Source organism: Limibacterium fermenti (genome assembly GCF_041902845.1).
In the GTDB taxonomy this organism is placed as follows: domain Bacteria; phylum Bacteroidota; class Bacteroidia; order Bacteroidales; family Dysgonomonadaceae; genus Limibacterium; species Limibacterium fermenti.
On sequence record NZ_CP159486.1, the window covers coordinates 2,092,662 to 2,109,085 of the forward strand.

General features: G+C 46.8%; 19 protein-coding genes. 2 read left to right on the plus strand and 17 right to left on the minus strand.

What is annotated here, in order from left to right; translation table 11 throughout:
- Positions 1-68: 68 nt before the first annotated feature.
- The 3 genes from ABNK31_RS09260 to ABNK31_RS09270 form a co-directional block, all read right to left on the minus strand.
- Complete coding sequence (locus ABNK31_RS09260; protein ID WP_418892245.1) at positions 69-608, minus strand: hypothetical protein; 540 nt, start codon at positions 606-608, stop codon at positions 69-71.
- 222 nt (positions 609-830) lie between these two features.
- Entirely contained in the window at positions 831-1,049 is a 219-nt protein-coding gene (locus tag ABNK31_RS09265) for a hypothetical protein (protein ID WP_418892246.1), read from the minus strand.
- A gap of 115 nt (positions 1,050-1,164) precedes the next feature.
- Positions 1,165-1,758 (minus strand): DUF937 domain-containing protein, encoded by a 594-nt coding sequence (locus ABNK31_RS09270; RefSeq protein ID WP_418892247.1) that lies wholly within the window; start codon positions 1,756-1,758, stop codon positions 1,165-1,167.
- A 247-nt stretch (positions 1,759-2,005) separates the two neighbouring features.
- Between ABNK31_RS09270 and ABNK31_RS09275 the strand changes: the two genes are divergently transcribed.
- Positions 2,006-3,289: a nucleoside permease gene (locus tag ABNK31_RS09275; RefSeq protein WP_418892248.1), complete on the plus strand. Its 1,284-nt coding sequence runs from the start codon at positions 2,006-2,008 to the stop codon at positions 3,287-3,289.
- 17 nt (positions 3,290-3,306) lie between these two features.
- The gene (locus ABNK31_RS09280; RefSeq protein WP_418892249.1) at positions 3,307-3,729 is read left to right on the plus strand and encodes a GtrA family protein; all 423 of its coding nucleotides are present in this window, start codon (positions 3,307-3,309) and stop codon (positions 3,727-3,729) included.
- A gap of 118 nt (positions 3,730-3,847) precedes the next feature.
- On the opposite strand, the gene ABNK31_RS09285 is transcribed toward ABNK31_RS09280, so the two are convergent.
- From ABNK31_RS09285 to pstC, 14 genes are all read right to left on the minus strand, one after another.
- The gene (locus ABNK31_RS09285; RefSeq protein WP_418892250.1) at positions 3,848-4,093 is read right to left on the minus strand and encodes a toxin-antitoxin system protein; all 246 of its coding nucleotides are present in this window, start codon (positions 4,091-4,093) and stop codon (positions 3,848-3,850) included.
- Between the two features lie 120 nt (positions 4,094-4,213).
- Positions 4,214-5,785, minus strand: a complete 1,572-nt coding sequence (locus tag ABNK31_RS09290) for an NAD(P)/FAD-dependent oxidoreductase (RefSeq protein ID WP_418892251.1) — start codon at positions 5,783-5,785, stop codon at positions 4,214-4,216.
- A gap of 1 nt (position 5,786) precedes the next feature.
- Positions 5,787-7,379, minus strand: a complete 1,593-nt coding sequence (locus tag ABNK31_RS09295) for an ArnT family glycosyltransferase (protein ID WP_418892252.1) — start codon at positions 7,377-7,379, stop codon at positions 5,787-5,789.
- 49 nt (positions 7,380-7,428) lie between these two features.
- Positions 7,429-7,572 carry a hypothetical protein gene (locus ABNK31_RS09300; RefSeq protein ID WP_418892253.1) on the minus strand — a complete coding sequence of 48 codons (144 nt, stop codon included), beginning with the start codon at positions 7,570-7,572 and terminating at the stop codon, positions 7,429-7,431.
- Positions 7,573-7,604: 32 nt separating this feature from the next.
- A complete protein-coding gene (locus ABNK31_RS09305) occupies positions 7,605-8,882 on the minus strand; it encodes an META domain-containing protein (RefSeq protein ID WP_418892254.1) in 1,278 nt (425 codons plus the stop codon).
- Positions 8,883-8,907: 25 nt separating this feature from the next.
- Entirely contained in the window at positions 8,908-9,168 is a 261-nt protein-coding gene (locus ABNK31_RS09310; RefSeq protein WP_418892255.1) for a hypothetical protein, read from the minus strand.
- Between the two features lie 75 nt (positions 9,169-9,243).
- A complete protein-coding gene (locus tag ABNK31_RS09315; RefSeq protein WP_418892256.1) occupies positions 9,244-9,900 on the minus strand; it encodes a hypothetical protein in 657 nt (218 codons plus the stop codon).
- A 177-nt stretch (positions 9,901-10,077) separates the two neighbouring features.
- Positions 10,078-10,416 carry a hypothetical protein gene (locus tag ABNK31_RS09320; RefSeq protein WP_418892257.1) on the minus strand — a complete coding sequence of 113 codons (339 nt, stop codon included), beginning with the start codon at positions 10,414-10,416 and terminating at the stop codon, positions 10,078-10,080.
- Positions 10,417-10,452: 36 nt separating this feature from the next.
- Positions 10,453-12,225, minus strand: coding sequence for a sensor histidine kinase (locus tag ABNK31_RS09325; RefSeq protein WP_418892258.1), 1,773 nt, complete (start codon positions 12,223-12,225; stop codon positions 10,453-10,455).
- Complete coding sequence (locus tag ABNK31_RS09330) at positions 12,222-12,914, minus strand: response regulator transcription factor (RefSeq protein ID WP_418892259.1); 693 nt, start codon at positions 12,912-12,914, stop codon at positions 12,222-12,224. Before ABNK31_RS09330 ends, ABNK31_RS09325 begins: the two co-directional genes overlap by 4 nt.
- An 87-nt stretch (positions 12,915-13,001) precedes the next feature.
- Positions 13,002-13,772, minus strand: a complete 771-nt coding sequence (locus tag ABNK31_RS09335) for a phosphate signaling complex PhoU family protein (RefSeq protein WP_418892260.1) — start codon at positions 13,770-13,772, stop codon at positions 13,002-13,004.
- A 137-nt stretch (positions 13,773-13,909) separates the two neighbouring features.
- On the minus strand, positions 13,910-14,695 hold the full coding sequence (gene pstB, locus ABNK31_RS09340) for a phosphate ABC transporter ATP-binding protein PstB (protein WP_418892261.1): 786 nt from the start codon (positions 14,693-14,695) through the stop codon (positions 13,910-13,912).
- Positions 14,683-15,564 (minus strand): phosphate ABC transporter permease PstA, encoded by an 882-nt coding sequence (pstA, locus tag ABNK31_RS09345; RefSeq protein WP_418892262.1) that lies wholly within the window; start codon positions 15,562-15,564, stop codon positions 14,683-14,685. Before pstA ends, pstB begins: the two co-directional genes overlap by 13 nt.
- The gene (gene pstC, locus ABNK31_RS09350; RefSeq protein ID WP_418892263.1) at positions 15,561-16,418 is read right to left on the minus strand and encodes a phosphate ABC transporter permease subunit PstC; all 858 of its coding nucleotides are present in this window, start codon (positions 16,416-16,418) and stop codon (positions 15,561-15,563) included. Before pstC ends, pstA begins: the two co-directional genes overlap by 4 nt.
- Positions 16,419-16,424: the final 6 nt, after the last annotated feature.

Here is a 16,424-nt window from a genome sequence, read left to right on the forward strand (position 1 = left end):
GCCGCCGATGAAGATCAATCGGCGGCAGTTCGTTTATCGTAGCGGACGCGTTGCCTTTTTATAAATAGTTACCAGATAAGTACAATACGGAAGTGATAATCCTGTAAATACTCTTCATACCCCTCCAAGAGATTTGTCTTAATATAAAAAGCTACCGTACTTTTTCCATTGGCGCTATATTGTACATCATAGTCAATTCTTTCCGTATAAGCTATAATATTTCCTTTATCATCTTTAAGGGGATTCCCTTGAGCATCTTCAAGAATATAGGTATCAATATAAGGGAGTGTTTTTTGGATTTCATCCTTGCCTTGAGTTCCTAAAAATATATATCCCAAAATAGCTCCCTCTTCATAAATTGCTTGATTTAATTCAGGAAGTTCTGCAATAGCCCTAAAATATCCTTTTTGTTCATTCTTATATGGCACTTCGATCCACTCCCATTTTTCTTTCTCCACAGTAATTGGGACGATTTGCCATTGTCCGTTAAGAGAATTATCAATCATACGCTGAATTTCATCATCTGATAAATAATTATCCGATGAACAGCTATATCCCAAAAAAAGGATCATAAGGCTAAGAAAGCTATAAATTAATCTATTCTTCATCTTTATAAGTATGTGTTATTTAAAAAATTGCTATTTTACGACAGTTATTTCCGCCATGCGTTTAATTTAAAACAACAAAATGGCCGAAAAGTTTCATTATATCAACAAAGAAACAAAAATAAAGGCGCTAAACTCAAAATTTACAAGCGGAAGCGTTGTTATTAACTTAGCTTTTTGTGTCTTGAATTTTCCGAGGATTCTGCCTAGTATCAAAAACATTTGCTATGATAATTCTCTTTGCCGGATCTTATTTTTCAAATACTCGGCCCCTATCAGCCTATTATTTCGTTCGTCATCCAAAGCCTTATCCACCTCTGCATTCAATTGTTCCAAAGACAGGGGATACAGTTCTTTTTCAAACACTTCCGCTTTACTTTTACGCAATAAGTCTTCAAGAGCATAAATGATGCTTTTTGTTATCCGAAAACAACAAATATACATAATAAAATTTCTATATACGCCTAAAATAACACTATTTATCTTTCCAAAGCAAAATAGAAAATTATTCAGCAAAAGCGAGAGCATTGCTTCAACCAATACCCTCGTTGCTTAAGTACTATTTCTTTCCGAACATGCCGGCCAGGTCGTCGATGAAATCGCCGTCGCCATCTTTATCGAGAAAGCCGCCGAAGGTATCCATAATACCGCCGGTTCCCGAGGCGGAAGAAGCCGATGATCCGCCGAGCAAGCCACCGAGAAGGTCGCCCAAGCCTCCGGCCGATACGTTCTTCTGTCTTTTTTGCTTTCCAAGATAGGCCATCACGATGGGGGCCAATAAAGCCAACAACTTTCCTATTTGTGCGGTATTCAATCCCGTCTTTTGAGCAACACCTTGCTCTACGGTATCCTTCTTATTTCCAAAGATATGTCCCAAGATACCGTTTCCATCGTTGAGCAAATCAGAAGAATTATTGCCCAACATGGCCGATAGGTTTCCCAACAGGGAGCCGTCATGCTTGCTTTCCAAAGCCTTATCGAGGCTCTGTGCCCCTTGCGGCGTTTGCGCATTCCGCCCTAATGCTCCCAATAAAACGGGAAGCGCTACTTCGATGGCTTGTCCGGTTTGTTGAGAAGATATGCCCAATTGCGACGAAAGATTATCGACAACCGATTTTTGTGTCGCCGTATTTAGTAAATCCGATAAATCCATAATTGTAATTATTTTTTTATCAAAGATAAGATGTTCCGGAGAATTACGGATATTTTGCAAGCACTTATTACCGCTTTGTGGAAAAAAACCTCACGGCGAACCTTTCTTTTTCACAGCAAATCGCGCACATCATCGAAAAAATCCGTAATTTTGCCTGCCGCTACCAAGGAGACAAGCGCACCGAGGCTCCGGTCAAAAACAATGAATGACAAAAAATGACATACAATACTAATCTTTTTTACGCACTATGAGTTTAAAAATCCGGTTGATCATCATGAATTTCCTCCAATTTGCCGTTTGGGGGGCGTACCTTACCTCGATGTCGCGCTATCTGGGCCCGGCAGGACTGGGAGCACATATCGGCTTATTCTATTCCGTACAAGGCATCGTATCGATATTCATGCCCGCATTGATGGGGATTGTCGCCGACCGCTGGATTCCCGCACAACGCCTGTTAGGCATTTGCCATCTGCTTGCAGCCGCTTTCATGCTCGCCGCCGGATGGTACGGAATGCAAGCCGGCACCGGAGTGGAATTCGCCATGCTTTTCACCCTCTATACCGCCAGCCTGGCGTTTTATATGCCTACGTTGGCATTGTCTAACTCCGTAGCCTACACCGTTCTCGAAAGCGAGGGGAAAGATACCGTAAAAGAATTTCCTCCCATCCGCATATTCGGCACCATCGGATTTATTTGCACCATGTGGCTCGTGGACTTGCTCGGATTCCAAACCAGTTCGATGCAATTTATCGTGAGCGGCATCGCCGGCATCTTATTGGGCGTATATGCCTTCACGCTTCCCCCTTGCCCCGTCAGCGAGAAAAACGGAAAAGGTTCGCTCGCACAAGCACTCGGCCTGGATGCGTTCTCTCTTTTCAAAAACCGGAACATGGCCATCTTCTTTCTTTTCTCCATGTTGTTGGGCGTATCGCTGCAAATCACCAACAGTTTCGCCAATCCGTTTTTGGCCTCATACGAAGCCATACCAGAGTTCGCAAAAACGTTCGGCGTACAGCATTCGAACATTCTTATTTCCCTGTCGCAGATATCGGAAACCTTTTGCATCCTCCTCATTCCGTTTTTCTTTAAGCGGTACGGCATAAAGGTGGTGATGCTTATTTCGATGTTAGCCTGGACGTTGCGTTTCGGATTCTTCGGATTGGGCGATCCGGGAAGCGGACTATGGCTCATCGTACTCTCCATGCTGGTATATGGTGTCGCATTCGACTTTTTCAATGTCTCCGGCTCGCTGTTCGTCAATAACGAAACGCCCCACTCCATCCGCTCCAGCGCGCAAGGGTTGTTTATGTTGATGACGAACGGTATCGGTGCGACTGTCGGCACATTAAGCGCGCAAATGATCGTCAACCGGTTCTGTAGTTGGCAAGACGTACCCACAGAGGCGGGTATCAAATCGCTTCTCGTAGGAGATTGGCAAACAGTATGGTTTATCTTCGCCGGATATGCCTTGATCGTCGGCGTCCTCTTTGCCGTACTTTTTAAACCGAAGAAGATGGAGGTTGGAGGATAGAGATTGGAGATTGGACAATGAGGAACAGCAAACTACTCCATAAGCTTTTGCATGAACCCTCGGATAATGTTTTTATCCAACTGTTCCGCTATGGTTTTGTGGGAGGAACCGCTTTCGTGGTCGATTTTTCCGTTCTTTACGTGCTGACCCGTTTCGCAGGATTGTATTACCTTCTATCCGCCGCCATCGCTTTTATCATCGGACTGGCGGTGAATTATCTGCTGAGTATTTCCTGGGTCTTTAACCGGCGAAAGGTGAACAACCGCTTTTCGGAACTGTTCATCTTTACCGTCATCGGTATAGTGGGATTACTGTTGACGTCGCTGCTCATGTGGCTGTTTACGGAGCAAGCGGGATTGTTTTACCTGATATCCAAAATCATTACCACCGCCATCGTTCTCATCTGGAATTTCACAGCACGGAAACTGATTCTCTTTTGATAGTAAAAAAACTTTTACAACAAATTCCGGCATTGATAGACCAAACTCGCAATTATTTGCGGATTATTCTGTATGCGCTTCAGGTCTTTTTTAAACTGGCCGGTTAATTTCAAGACTCTCATAGAGATGATACATATTCTTTGAAATCATCCAACTCAATCGTTTCCAAATCCTTCCCCGATTCAGCTTCGTGCATCGCTTCCAACGTGATTTTATTAGGCTTCTGCGAAATTACATTCATCAGAATATTCTCAACATAATTGTTAAGGCTCCTGTTTTCTTTTCTTGCCTCCATTCGCAGACGGTTTAGCAAATCCGCCCGAAGACGGAAAGATGTTTGTTTTCGATCGACTGTTGTTTTCATATTTACGACTCTCTTTATCTGCCAATGTAATGCATTTGTATTATATATGCAAGAAAAATAAATTCGCAGCTTTGTAACCCCTTGTATAGCGGGACAGTTCGGTTAGACGGAAGTACTGTTTTATTTTGATTTTCTTTCGTGATATTCCTGTTCGGTATTCACCTGCCAGATAGCGCTTTTATCGTTCGATTCGCCCGTGATGTGTTTCACGGCCTCGATAGCGGTCAGCATGGAGTGATCCATATTATTATAGCGATGCTGCCCGTTACGCCCGATGCAATACAGGTTGTCGATTCCGTTCAGGAAACCGGTCACTTTATCTAACTGATAATAAGTGCCGAAATAAGACGGATAGGCTTTCTTCACTTTAATGCGCACGGCATCCCGCACATCCTTCTTATCGATTATCCCGATCTTCGCCAGCTCATCGACGGCAAATGCGATGAAAGCCTCATCCTGCATGTTCCACAAGTCATCGCCTTCATTACAAAAATACTCCATTCCGATCCAAACCTTATCCTTAAAATCGTTCACCATATAAGGCGACCAATTATTGAAGACTTGCAGGCGCCCCACTTTCACATCCGGTTCCTGCACATAGATCCACGTGTCGGGAATCAATCCGTTCCACGTTTTCAGTTTCGTTTTATTTTTGATCAACAGCTTATCGAGCAACAATCCGACCGTTATAAAGTCACGATAAGGAAGATTCGCGGCGATTTCCTTTACTTCACCGTCGATATCGATTCCCGAAAGCGCGGCAATCAAATCCTTCAGGGGCATGGACGACAGCAGATAATCGCAAGGCGCTTCCCTCTGGCCGTTTTCGTCTTCCACCACCACCGAAACGACTTTGCGCCCCTGTACATTTATTTTTTTTACGGGACAAGCCGTATATACTTCCCCCCCTTTTTTCCGCACATCGTCGGCGACCGTTTCCCATAAATGTCCCGGGCCGTATTTAGGATAGATAAACTGTTCGATCAACGATGTTTCGACTTCCTTTTGATCGACCGACCTCTTTTTGAAAGGTTTGGTGACGATATCTTTCACGATTGCCGTGAGCGAAAGTCCCTTTACCCGCTGGCTCCCCCAGTCAGCTCCCAGTTTGGAGGGATGAACGCCCCACACTTTTTCGGTATAGTTTTCGAAAAACATTTTATACAGAGGTTTCCCGAAACGGTTGATATAAAAATCCTCCAGAGAATTTTCCTTCCGTTTACACAAGCAGGCACGCAGATATCCGAAGCCGGCTTTCATCGTTTTGGAAAAGCCCATGTTGCGAAGCGTTTCCGGCTTCAATGAAACCGGATAATCGAAGAATTTTTTCAAGTAATAGATCCGCGATACCCGCCGGCGAAGCAACATCACCCGGTCGGTCTTTTCCGGATCGGGACCTCCTGAAACCAGCTCCTTATTATTGTGTAGCAGGATATCATCGATGGAAGGCGCTCCCTGCAAAGGCATTACATTATTCCACCATTGCATGATGGAATCGTTTTTCGAAAAGAAGCGATGTCCGCCGATGTCTATCCTGTTACCGTTGTGCCGGACGGTCTTGGCTATTCCTCCGATATCGGGCGAAGCCTCGAAGACGGAAACCGAATGCGCTGTTTTTTGTGCGAGTTCATACGCGGCGGTCAATCCCGCCGGCCCGGCGCCGATGACGATTGTTTGTGTTTTCGTTTCCATATTACCTCTTTTCTTCCTTTTCTTTTTGTTCGTAATACTCCTCCTTTAATGGCTTTCCCGTCTTTCTTTCTGCTTTTTGCCGGTCGAAACGAAGCAGGTAAGTATCAGGATTGGGCAAGTGCCACACCACCGGGAACAATTCGGGATTGGCCTCTATTGCCGGATACAGATACCGCTGCGTAGACGAATAGCCCAATTGTTCCAAAATAACAAAATCCACTTTTTTATCGATCAGATCCCGCAACAGTTCATCGCAATCGGTCGTATATTTATAATTCACCGCATGCATCTTATCGGCAAAATAGTTGAACAATTCCGGTTTACGGGAACAACACACCATGCGCGGCGGCAGTTGTCTTTGCATTTCCTTCGCTATCACAAAGAAATTCTGATAAGCAGGCGGATATGGTTGCTTCGACATTTCGCCCATTGTCTTTAAACTCGGAAACATCAGCATCGCTATCAGCAAAAAGGCATACGGAAAAGAACGAAAAGACGGGCTTTCCTTTTTTACGATAAACTGCTTTACCATATAATAAATGCCTACATAAAAACAGACAAACAATACGGGGGCAACCGGCACGATATACCGGCTTCCGTTTCCGCCCGTGCCTATACTCACCATGCCGACGGTACCGACAATATAACCGATAACGGCCCAACGAAGAGGTTTCAACCTCCAAGCTCCATAAAAGATAACGACCAATATCAGTAGACCTCCAACTACTCCGAGAAAGCCGGAAATCACATTATAATCGACCGGAATAAACGGAAATAAAATTTCTTTCGTTCCTTTGATAATCGACTCGTCAAAGTTATGCCCTACTTTCCGGAGGAAATCGCCCACTGTGGAAATACTGCCTTCTTCCGGCCTCCAGATATTCACAGCCAACACTTCTCGAAGGTATCTGTTTCCGCCGAGTTCCCTACCGCGTATCATCCAAGGAATAATAATCAATATACATCCGAATAGCGAAGCCAATAATTGTTTCCATTCTTTCCGGAAGAGGAAAAACAAGAGCAAACCGAAAACAACGGCATAACCTGTAGCCCGCACATAATACGAAATCCCCGCTGCAATAACCGCGAAGTAGAACCAAGGCGACTTCCAAAAGTTCCGGGAAGACCCGGTGTAGCGGAATAAAGCGAACAAGCACATAACAGAAAGGAACAGAAATAACATTTCCGACATGACAATGGTCGAAAAATGCAATAATTGGGGGCAAAATAGGGGAAGCAACGAAACAGTGAATGCCAGAACCGCATTATCCGTTATCTTTCGTACAAGATAGAATAACAAGGCAAGACTAAGAAATAACAATATCCCGTTCAACACTTTAAAAAATATCAGATTATTTATTCCGATAGACATGAATGCGGAGAGAAAGGCGGGATAACCCGGCGGAAAATGGCCTTCGGGAGTCAGCCCGTTTATCGATTCATTATTATAACCCAGTCCGGCGGAAATATTCTTTGCCAATTGGATGTACCGTGCATTGTCTCCGTTCAGATCGAGTTTGGGATCGAATATGCGTACATACACAATGGCAAAAACAACGGTGAGTATCAGCAAGAAAAGATAGTTATGCTTCATTGAGTTTGTGTTCATATACTATATTTGAATCAAAATAATAAATAAGAATTTACTTCGTTACTATCATTTTCTTGACATCTACCTGCCGGCTATCGGCAATCAGGCTGTAAAGATATACGCCGGGAGTAAGTTCTCCCCCGTACACAACATGCACTCCTTCGCCCCGCTGGCTGATATTCACCTGCTTGAGCAAAGAGCCCTGAAGTGTATAAATGTACTCTTTGTTTAGAGTTTTTCTATGTACATGCTGAGATAATTGTCATCCGGTGCGGGGCGGTATTGCAGATATTCCGTGTCGGAATAATAGAGGCGGAGCGTGGCGTTGTCAAACTGATACCGCGACACACGGGAAAGGCAATCGACATATCGTTTTCCATCCTTCTGCTCATTCATTTTCGTTATCCCCAACGCCCCGAAAGCTAACGTACCCTGTGTGGCATCCATCGTGTATTCCGTGCCGAACGTGTTGACGGATGTCGTACCGAAAGCATTCAGGCTCTTTTGCAGGTACAACAGATAAGCCTTTTCATCATTGGGTTGCGCGGCCGTGAGCGCACCGCCGCCGGCGCCGAAGCCTTCCAGTTTCCAGACCTTATCCTTAAACGGAACATACTGGGAAAGACCGGGGAAAATTCCTTTCAGGTAATTTTGATCGGCCGCAGGGCGGTATTGCAGGTATTCCGTATCGGAATAATAAAGGCGCAGGATATTATCGGTCTGTTCATAACGGCCGGCATTGTTCAAGCGTTCGAGGTACACGTATCCGTCTTGCCTTTCCATCGCTTCCGTTACCGCTTCTATATCGATATCGATTGTCCGTAGCGCGTCGTTTAAGGCATATTCTCCGAGTAAATGATTGCCGGAACTGATGCCGTATGCCTTGCCGCCGGGTTCGAAAAGCAATTGATACGCCCTTATTGTAAACGGCTTGGCTGTAACGAGTTTCCCTTCAGACGAACCAAATCCTTCCAGTTTCCAGACGGTTCCTTTCAACGGCGCGGCTTCAGGCGGATCGGCGAAGACCCGCTCAATAGTACCGTCGTCCTCCGTGGCGCGGAAGTGCAGGCACTCATTTCCGGAGAAATAAAGCCGCAAGACATCGCCCGACAATTCATAACGCCAGGCATTGTTCAGACGTTGGATGAACAACTCCCCTTCCGGCGGTTCCAAGGCATACGTCATCGGTTGGAATTCGGAATGGAAAGTGTTTTTCTGCTCCTCGAAAGCATATTCGCCAAATAAATCGTTGTTGGCGCTGCGCCCGTAAGCATAGCCGGCGGGGTCGAACAACAATCGGTAACTCTTTTCAGAGACCTCGCTACCGACCGTTTTAATCGTATCGGAAGAAACCACCGCCTCCAGCTTCCACACGGTGCCCGCCAGGGGCGTATCGACGGTGGAAGGCAACCATTCATAGCGGTCACACGCGACCGCGACGAGCAGTACGCTCACCGCGAGGCTTGCCAACAGCCACCTCCGGTTGTTTTTTCTTGTTGTTATCATATGTTTTTTAATAGATTATTATTGTTTATAGTCTTTCAATCTCTTCGGGAGAAAGGCCAGTGACTTTAGCAATCACTTTAAGCAGCATACTCTCGGCTTTCATGTTACGGGCAATTTCAAACTTTTCTTTTTTTCGCCCTCTGTGCGAAGTATCCGTTATCGTATTCACATAATCGCGATAAATTTTAATACTTTCGTCGTAGCGGTCACGTTCTTCCGGAGTCATCGATGCTAAGTCCACCGATTGTAGCATCCTGTTCGAGAATGGATTGATAAAGCGTTCCATTATGCTCTTTTGTATATCTATTATCCGTCAAACCGCATGAAGCGGTTTGACGGATACTTAACTATTCTCGGGCTTTCATTTATTGTCTTTCTTTTTGGGGGCGTCGGTCATTTTGCGGGCATTCTTATATTCGGCTTCGAATTCGGTGCCGGCAAAATACGTAACCATGCTGTCGAGGACATATAAACTGCGCCGTATATCCTGTTTGATTTCGGGTATCGTCTGCACATGGGTGGAACGTTCTATAATAAGATCGCGCGTCCGGCCGATAGCCGGGTTAAACACGTCGGACAATGCCTTCACCGCAGTCAGGTTTTCGGCTGTGATGCCGTATGGTACGATCGCTTCACCCAAAGCCATCAGGCGGTTATAAATATCATTAATTTTGATGGAAGCATTCTTTTTAGAAAGTTTGGAAAGCGATCCGCGGCTTACCCGCAACTGGTCGTGCAATTCCATATTATCCTGATCCAACGCATAAATACTGCCTCTTTTGCTCAATCGGGCAACCATGGTGAAGAGCTCTTCGGCAACCTCTTTCTTTCCGGTGGTGGCGCCCGAAGTTTCGACCTCGGTTTTCACCCCTTCTTCCTCCATTTTAACCTTCAATCCTAAGAATTTTGCCGCCTCCGTTGCAAACCGCTCCAATGTGGTCCAAACCGATTCATACTTTTGCAATACGTTCGCTACCGCGGCAATCATAGCGAGAAAACGAATATCTATATCTTTCATAAGGCTGTTTTTTTTATAAATTACAACGAATAAATGAAATTCGAAATACAACTTCGAAATAAGTATTAAAAAACAACCAAAACAAATTTTTTCGTGCAAATGATGTTAAACGGACGATAACTTTTTTCCGACTTGAAAAAAAACACCTTTCCTTCTGCACACACTGGCATTACCTGCTCATACATCGGCATTACGAGCCCGCAGATCGGCAATACCTGATAACACTCCGGCATTACACACTCGCACTTCGGCAATACCTGCCATCACTCCGGCATTACGCACTCGCACATCGGCATTACCTGCCATCACTTCGGCATTACACGCTCGCACTTCGGCATTACCTGCCATCACTTCAGCATTACGCACTCGCACATCGGCAATACCTGCCATCACTTCAGCATTACACACTCGCACATCGGCATTACCTGACAACACTTCGGCATTACACACTCGCACTTCGGCAATACCTGCCATCACTTCGCCGTTACACGCTCGCACTTCGGCATTACCTGCCATCACTTCGCCATTACACACTCGCACATCAATCTCCCGTCAATCTTCCTCAATCCGGTCCTCTTCCAGGGGAATCAGCGGGAACGACATGAGAAAAGACAATCCCCCTTCGCTGCGGTTTTTGGCGACAATATTTCCCCGATGGAACAACACGGCATTTTTCACGATGGAAAGTCCCAGTCCCGATCCGCCCGTATTGCGCGTGCGGCCTTCGTTCACCCGGTAAAAACGTTCGAAGATGCGCACCAGATGTTTCTCCTCGACGCCGACGCCCGTATCGTAAAATTCGAAGTACACCGCTTCCTTGTTTTTCATATAACAGCGCACCACAATATCGATATTTCCGCCCCCATAGGCAATCGCATTCTCCGTCAAGTTGCGGAAAATGGAATACAACAACGTGCGGCTCCCGTAAATGACGACATCCGCCCCCACATCGACCACATATTTACTATGCTTTTCGTTGAACTTGCTATTCAAGTCCGCGCCGAGCTCATCGAGCAATTGCTTCATGTTCACCGGCTCCTTCTCGAAACGGTCGGAAGCTTCCTCAATCTTGGTCAGCATGCTGATGTCCTGAATCAACTCCGACAAGCGAATCGTTTGCACATAGGCGCGGTCGAGGAAATTGCGCATGCGCCCGACGTCTTTCGCCTCCATACTGAGCAGCGTTTCCAGATATCCGCGTATGCTGGTGACGGGCGTACGCAGTTCGTGGGCGATATTGTTGGTCATTTCCTGCTTCAGCAGCCGTGTTTTCTCCGACTTGGTAATATCGCTGATATATAACTCGAAGCTCTTGTCGTCGAAGATAATCACACGCACGCTAAACTGTTTGCCGCTCTTATCGAAGCGCTGGGCGAAGGTATTGTCATACCTCGAATGATCATCGAGAAAGGCCACGACCTCGTGAAAAACGGGATCGGAAAAGAGATTTTCGATTTCAAGCATCGGCTTATCGATAAGCACATTCAAATATTGCAGAAAATGCGAGTTGGAATAGATTTTCTTGCGGTTCTCCGAGAAAATGGCGATGCCTTCTTCCGAATACTGGAAGTGTTGGAGCAGTTTCTCGCGCTCCAAGGCTACGCGGCGGCGGTTTTCCTGCAAGAGGTTGTAATTTTCGACAATGTCGGCGCTCACCTGCCCGACTTCGTCGTCGGAAAAAGTAAACGAGGGAGGCAACGGCTGCCCGTTCTTCACATTCAGCGAAAAATCGCTCAATTGCTTAAGCGATCGCGAAAAGCGGTTGGCGAAATACAACATCATCAAGACACAGACGATGAAAAACAGCAGGATGAAATACATAAAACTGTTTTGCGCATGCAGGAAAGAGTGTATCTTCACATCGTAAGGCAACGCCACACGCACGAAATAGCCTTCGTTGTATTTTTTCGCATAATAGAGGTAGCGCACCGAATTGCTGGCGGACATGCGCACGTTGGAGCCGGCGCTGAAACCGATAGCCTTTTGTATTTCGGGCCGTTTCAGGTGATTTTCCATGCTGTCGGCATCCAGCCGGTTGTCGTAAAGCACGTTACCGTTCCAATCGATAAGGGTCACCCTCAAATCCGCCGGCATATACTGCACCATGCGGTGGGCGGCAGACACCCGGAAAGGAACCGAGTCGGTATTATTCAATAAATAATTATGAATGATATCGGCATTGTTTTCCAGCATCCTTTCGATACTTTGGGCTCGCTCGTGCTGAACCTGTTGTTGCTCGAAAAAGATGATCCCTACCGTAAAAACGGCAATGATAATGGAAAAATAGAATACGATGCGCTGCTTATAGGTGAGCTTGATGTTCATTGCGGATGCTTGGACTCAATGTTCAGATAATAGCCGAAGCCCGAACGATTGACAATAATAGAGGCGTATTCGCCCAGCTTCTTGCGCAGGCGCGTGATATGCACATCGACGGTGCGGTCGAGCACGAACTCATTGTCGCCCCATACGCTGCTGAGGATTTCGTTGCGGGTAAGCACGTTGGGCGAGGCTTGCGCCAACAGCGACAGGATCTCGAACTCCTTTTTGGTTAGCGACACCTCTTTATCCGTTATGAGGACACGGTTGCTGGTGGCATCGATCACCAAATCCCTGTACACCCATTTGGTCTCCATCGGTTTATTGACGAGCGATGCGCGAACGAGCAGCGCTTTCGCGCGCGCCAGCACCTCTTTCACCGAAAAAGGCTTGGGGATGTAATCGTCGCCTCCCAACGAAAAGCCCGTGAGCATATCGTTCTCGGTGTTTTTCGCCGTGAGGAAAATAATGGGAATCGTATTGCCCGACTTGCGCAGTTTTTCGGCCATTTTAAAGCCCGACATGCCGCCCATCATCACATCGAGGATGATGAGGCTGTGTACGTCGGTGAGTTTGTCGAGCGCTTCTTCGGCGGAATTGGCTACATCGACAATATAGCCGTCGTTTTCCAAATTGAACTGAAGGATATCGCAAATATCCCTTTCATCGTCTACAACCAGTATTCTTTTTTCCATAAGCCTTTTCCGGTTATCTGTTGTTTTTGTTTATCCATATCCGCCCTGTGCGTACAGGTAAGAATCTGTTTCAATTTGTTTTGCAAATCAATCGGTTTGGGCGGTTTCCGGGTCGTTGCGGTCGGGTTCCTCGCTTTCGGGCGAAGCCTTTTTAATGGATTTGGTATGCCGCACGTCTTTGCCCTCGATCAAATAGATGGCCGACTCGGCAATATCCACCGCCTTATCGCCGATACGTTCGATGTAGTACGATATCGAGTTAAGGCTCATAATATTGAGGAGCGTTTGGGAGTCATTCGTCTGATCTTTGAACCCATCCGCCAGTTTTTTCTCGATTTTCCGGTCGAGTTTATCGACTTTATCGTCCATCAGGATGGTATCGTATGCCATTTCGTTGCTCACTCCGCTAAAGGCGAACACCGCATTTTTGAGCATGTGGTCGGTACGTTCGAACATCTTATGCAGAATTTTTTTGTACGACGTAAAGCCGCCGATGGAAAAATCGATCTTCTGGATTCCTTCTACAATATTCTGAATCAGGTCGCCCACACGTTCCATGGAGATGGTCATATCGTGATACGCCATGAGTTTGCGCAGATCGACCGCCCGAGGCGTGAAGAGGATAATGGCGTTAATGACTTTTTCCTTGATGGTAATATCGAGCGAATCGATAATCTTTTCGTTACGCTTGAGTTGCTTTGTATATTCGGGATTCTGGGTATCGTCCAACAGTTGGGCAATCAGCGTCATTTGAGTCAGCACGATCTCGGTGAGCAATTGAAAGTCGCTCTCCAACTGATCGAGGTATTTATCTTTTATACCTGAAGTATGTTCATAGGGTTGTTGTATCGTATTCATCTGTTTTCTTTGTTTTGTCGAATGTCTAATGTCTAATGTCCGGAGACCGGTGACTGTAGACCGGAGACCGTTGACCGATTACTATTCCGGCGTAAATATACACAATTATCGCGAATGCAGGCAACTTCGCGTTTTTTTCATCCGAACACCCCCGTCAGATACTCTTCCGTCTTTTTGTGCTTCGGCTTGGTAAACATCTGCGTAGTGTTGTTGTATTCAATGAGTTCGCCGAGGAACATAAACATGGAATTGTCCGAAATACGGGCAGCCTGCGACATGTTGTGCGTCACAATAATAATGGTGAACTGCCTTTTGAGTCCCAGCAACAGCTCCTCGATCTTATTGGTCGATATCGGGTCGAGCGCCGAAGTGGGTTCGTCCATCAGCAACACTTCGGGCTTAAGCGCCAGCGTGCGGGCAATGCAGAGGCGCTGTTGCTGCCCCCCCGAAAGGAAAGAGCCGCGTTTGTTCATCACATCCTTCACCTCATCCCAAAGCGCCACGCTGTGAAGGCTTTCCCGCACGATTTCATCCTTTTCTTTCTTTCCGAGACGGATACCGTTCAACGAATAACCGGCCAGTACATTATCGTAAATGCTCATGGTGGGAAACGGGTTCGGTTGCTGGAACACCATTCCGGCCATCCGGCGCACCTCCATCGCATTCATCGTGAGCACATTCCTTCCTTTCAGGTAAATCTCGCCCGTCGTTTTCACATTCGGATAGAGGTCGTGCATGCGGTTAATGCCGCGCAACAACGTACTCTTTCCACATCCCGAAGGCCCCATGATGGCGGTGATGGTATTGGGATAAATATCGGCCGACACATTGTCGACCGCCTTTTTACCGGGCGTATACGATATCGATACGTTCTTTAATTGTAAAATGGGTTGCGCCCCATTGGTCTCTTTTATATTTTCCATTTACGTGCAACTATTTTGGCTATCCAGTTTAATAAGAAAATGACGATGAGCAATAATAACGACGACGACCATATCAGGTCTATCAGGTTCGGATCGTTATAAAAATCCCATATCAACAGCGGAATGGCGCTCGTGGGCTCCAACACGTTCCAGTTGACGACGGTTGCGCCCAAGGCCGTCAGCATAAGAGGCGCCGTTTCGCCCATGACGCGCGATATGGCCAGCAATATCCCCGTGAAAATTCCCCCGAAACCCGAAGGAAGCAATATCTTAAACACCACATTGGTATAGGACGACCCCAATGCCAGTCCGGCTTCTTTGTACGACAGCGGCAGCATCTTCAGCGTTTCTTCCGTGGAACGCACCACCATGGGAATCATCATCATGGTGAGCGCCACGCTGCCCGCCAACGCCGAATACCCGCCCAGCGGCTTTACCACCCAACTATAGGCGATGATACCGATGACGATGGACGGGATTCCCTGCAACAGGTCGGTAAGGTAACTCACCACTTTGGCAAAACGGCTTCCGGCATGTTCCGACAAATAGATGCCGATAAACAGGCCCAGGGGGATGGTGATGATAATGGCTATGCCCACAATGAGAATGGTTCCCGTAATACCGTTCAGGATTCCGCCCGGTATCGCGTCGCCGTTCACTTTGGCGAGCATGGCGTCCATCGACGAAGGCGCCACTTCGGTAAACAGCCGCAGGTTGAAGTTCTTGTATCCTTTCGATACGACATCCCACAAAATTAGAAACAGCGGGATCATCGACAGAAAGGAAAACAGGCATACCAACACGAACATCAGTTTATTCTTTCCCGTGCGATATTTATACGAGGTTTCGGTTGATTGACGGTCCATCATACGGCAGCTAATTTTTTCATGACTAATTTCGCGATAAAATTGATGATGGCGGTGATGACAAACAGCAACAAGCCGATGGCAATCAACGCGCTTAACTTTAATCCGTCGGCTTCCCCGAATTGGTTGGCGATGATACTGGCCATGGTGTTGCCCGTGTCGCGCAATCCCGACGGGATATTATTGGTGTTGCCGATGAGCATCGTCACCGCCATGGTTTCGCCCAACGCGCGCCCCAATGCCAAAATATACGAGGCCACAATACCCGAACTGGCCATCGGCAGACTGATATGTTGAATGACTTCTATTTGCGTCGCTCCCAAACTATAGGCGCCTTCCTTCAGGTTGTTGGGCACCATCGACAGGAATTCCGTGCTCAGCGACGAGGCGTAAGGGATAATCATCACGGCCAGCACAATCGACGAGAGGAAGATTCCGAAGCCTTGCGCATTCACGCCCAACTCGATCACCAACGGGCGCAATGTATAAAAGCCCCACAATCCGTACACGATGGAGGGAATACCCGCCAGCAAATCGACCACCGAACTGACGAACGACGAAATCTTTTTCCCTTTGAAATATTCGCCGTTGAACAGCGCTACCGGCAACGAAAAAGGCACGCACAACAGCAACGCGAAAAAAGAGGTGTAAAGGGTTCCTATTACGAACGAAAAGGCGCCGTATTCTTCGGTGGCCGACCGGGGATCCCACTCGGCATTCGACAGGAAGCCCCACACGCCGTATTCCTGAAAAACGTCCAACGACTTTCCGACGAGGGCGTAAACGATTCCTGCCGTCAGCAGCAGAATAATGACGGCCGAAGCAAAAAGCAGTATCTTAAATAGTTTATCTTTCATACTCTC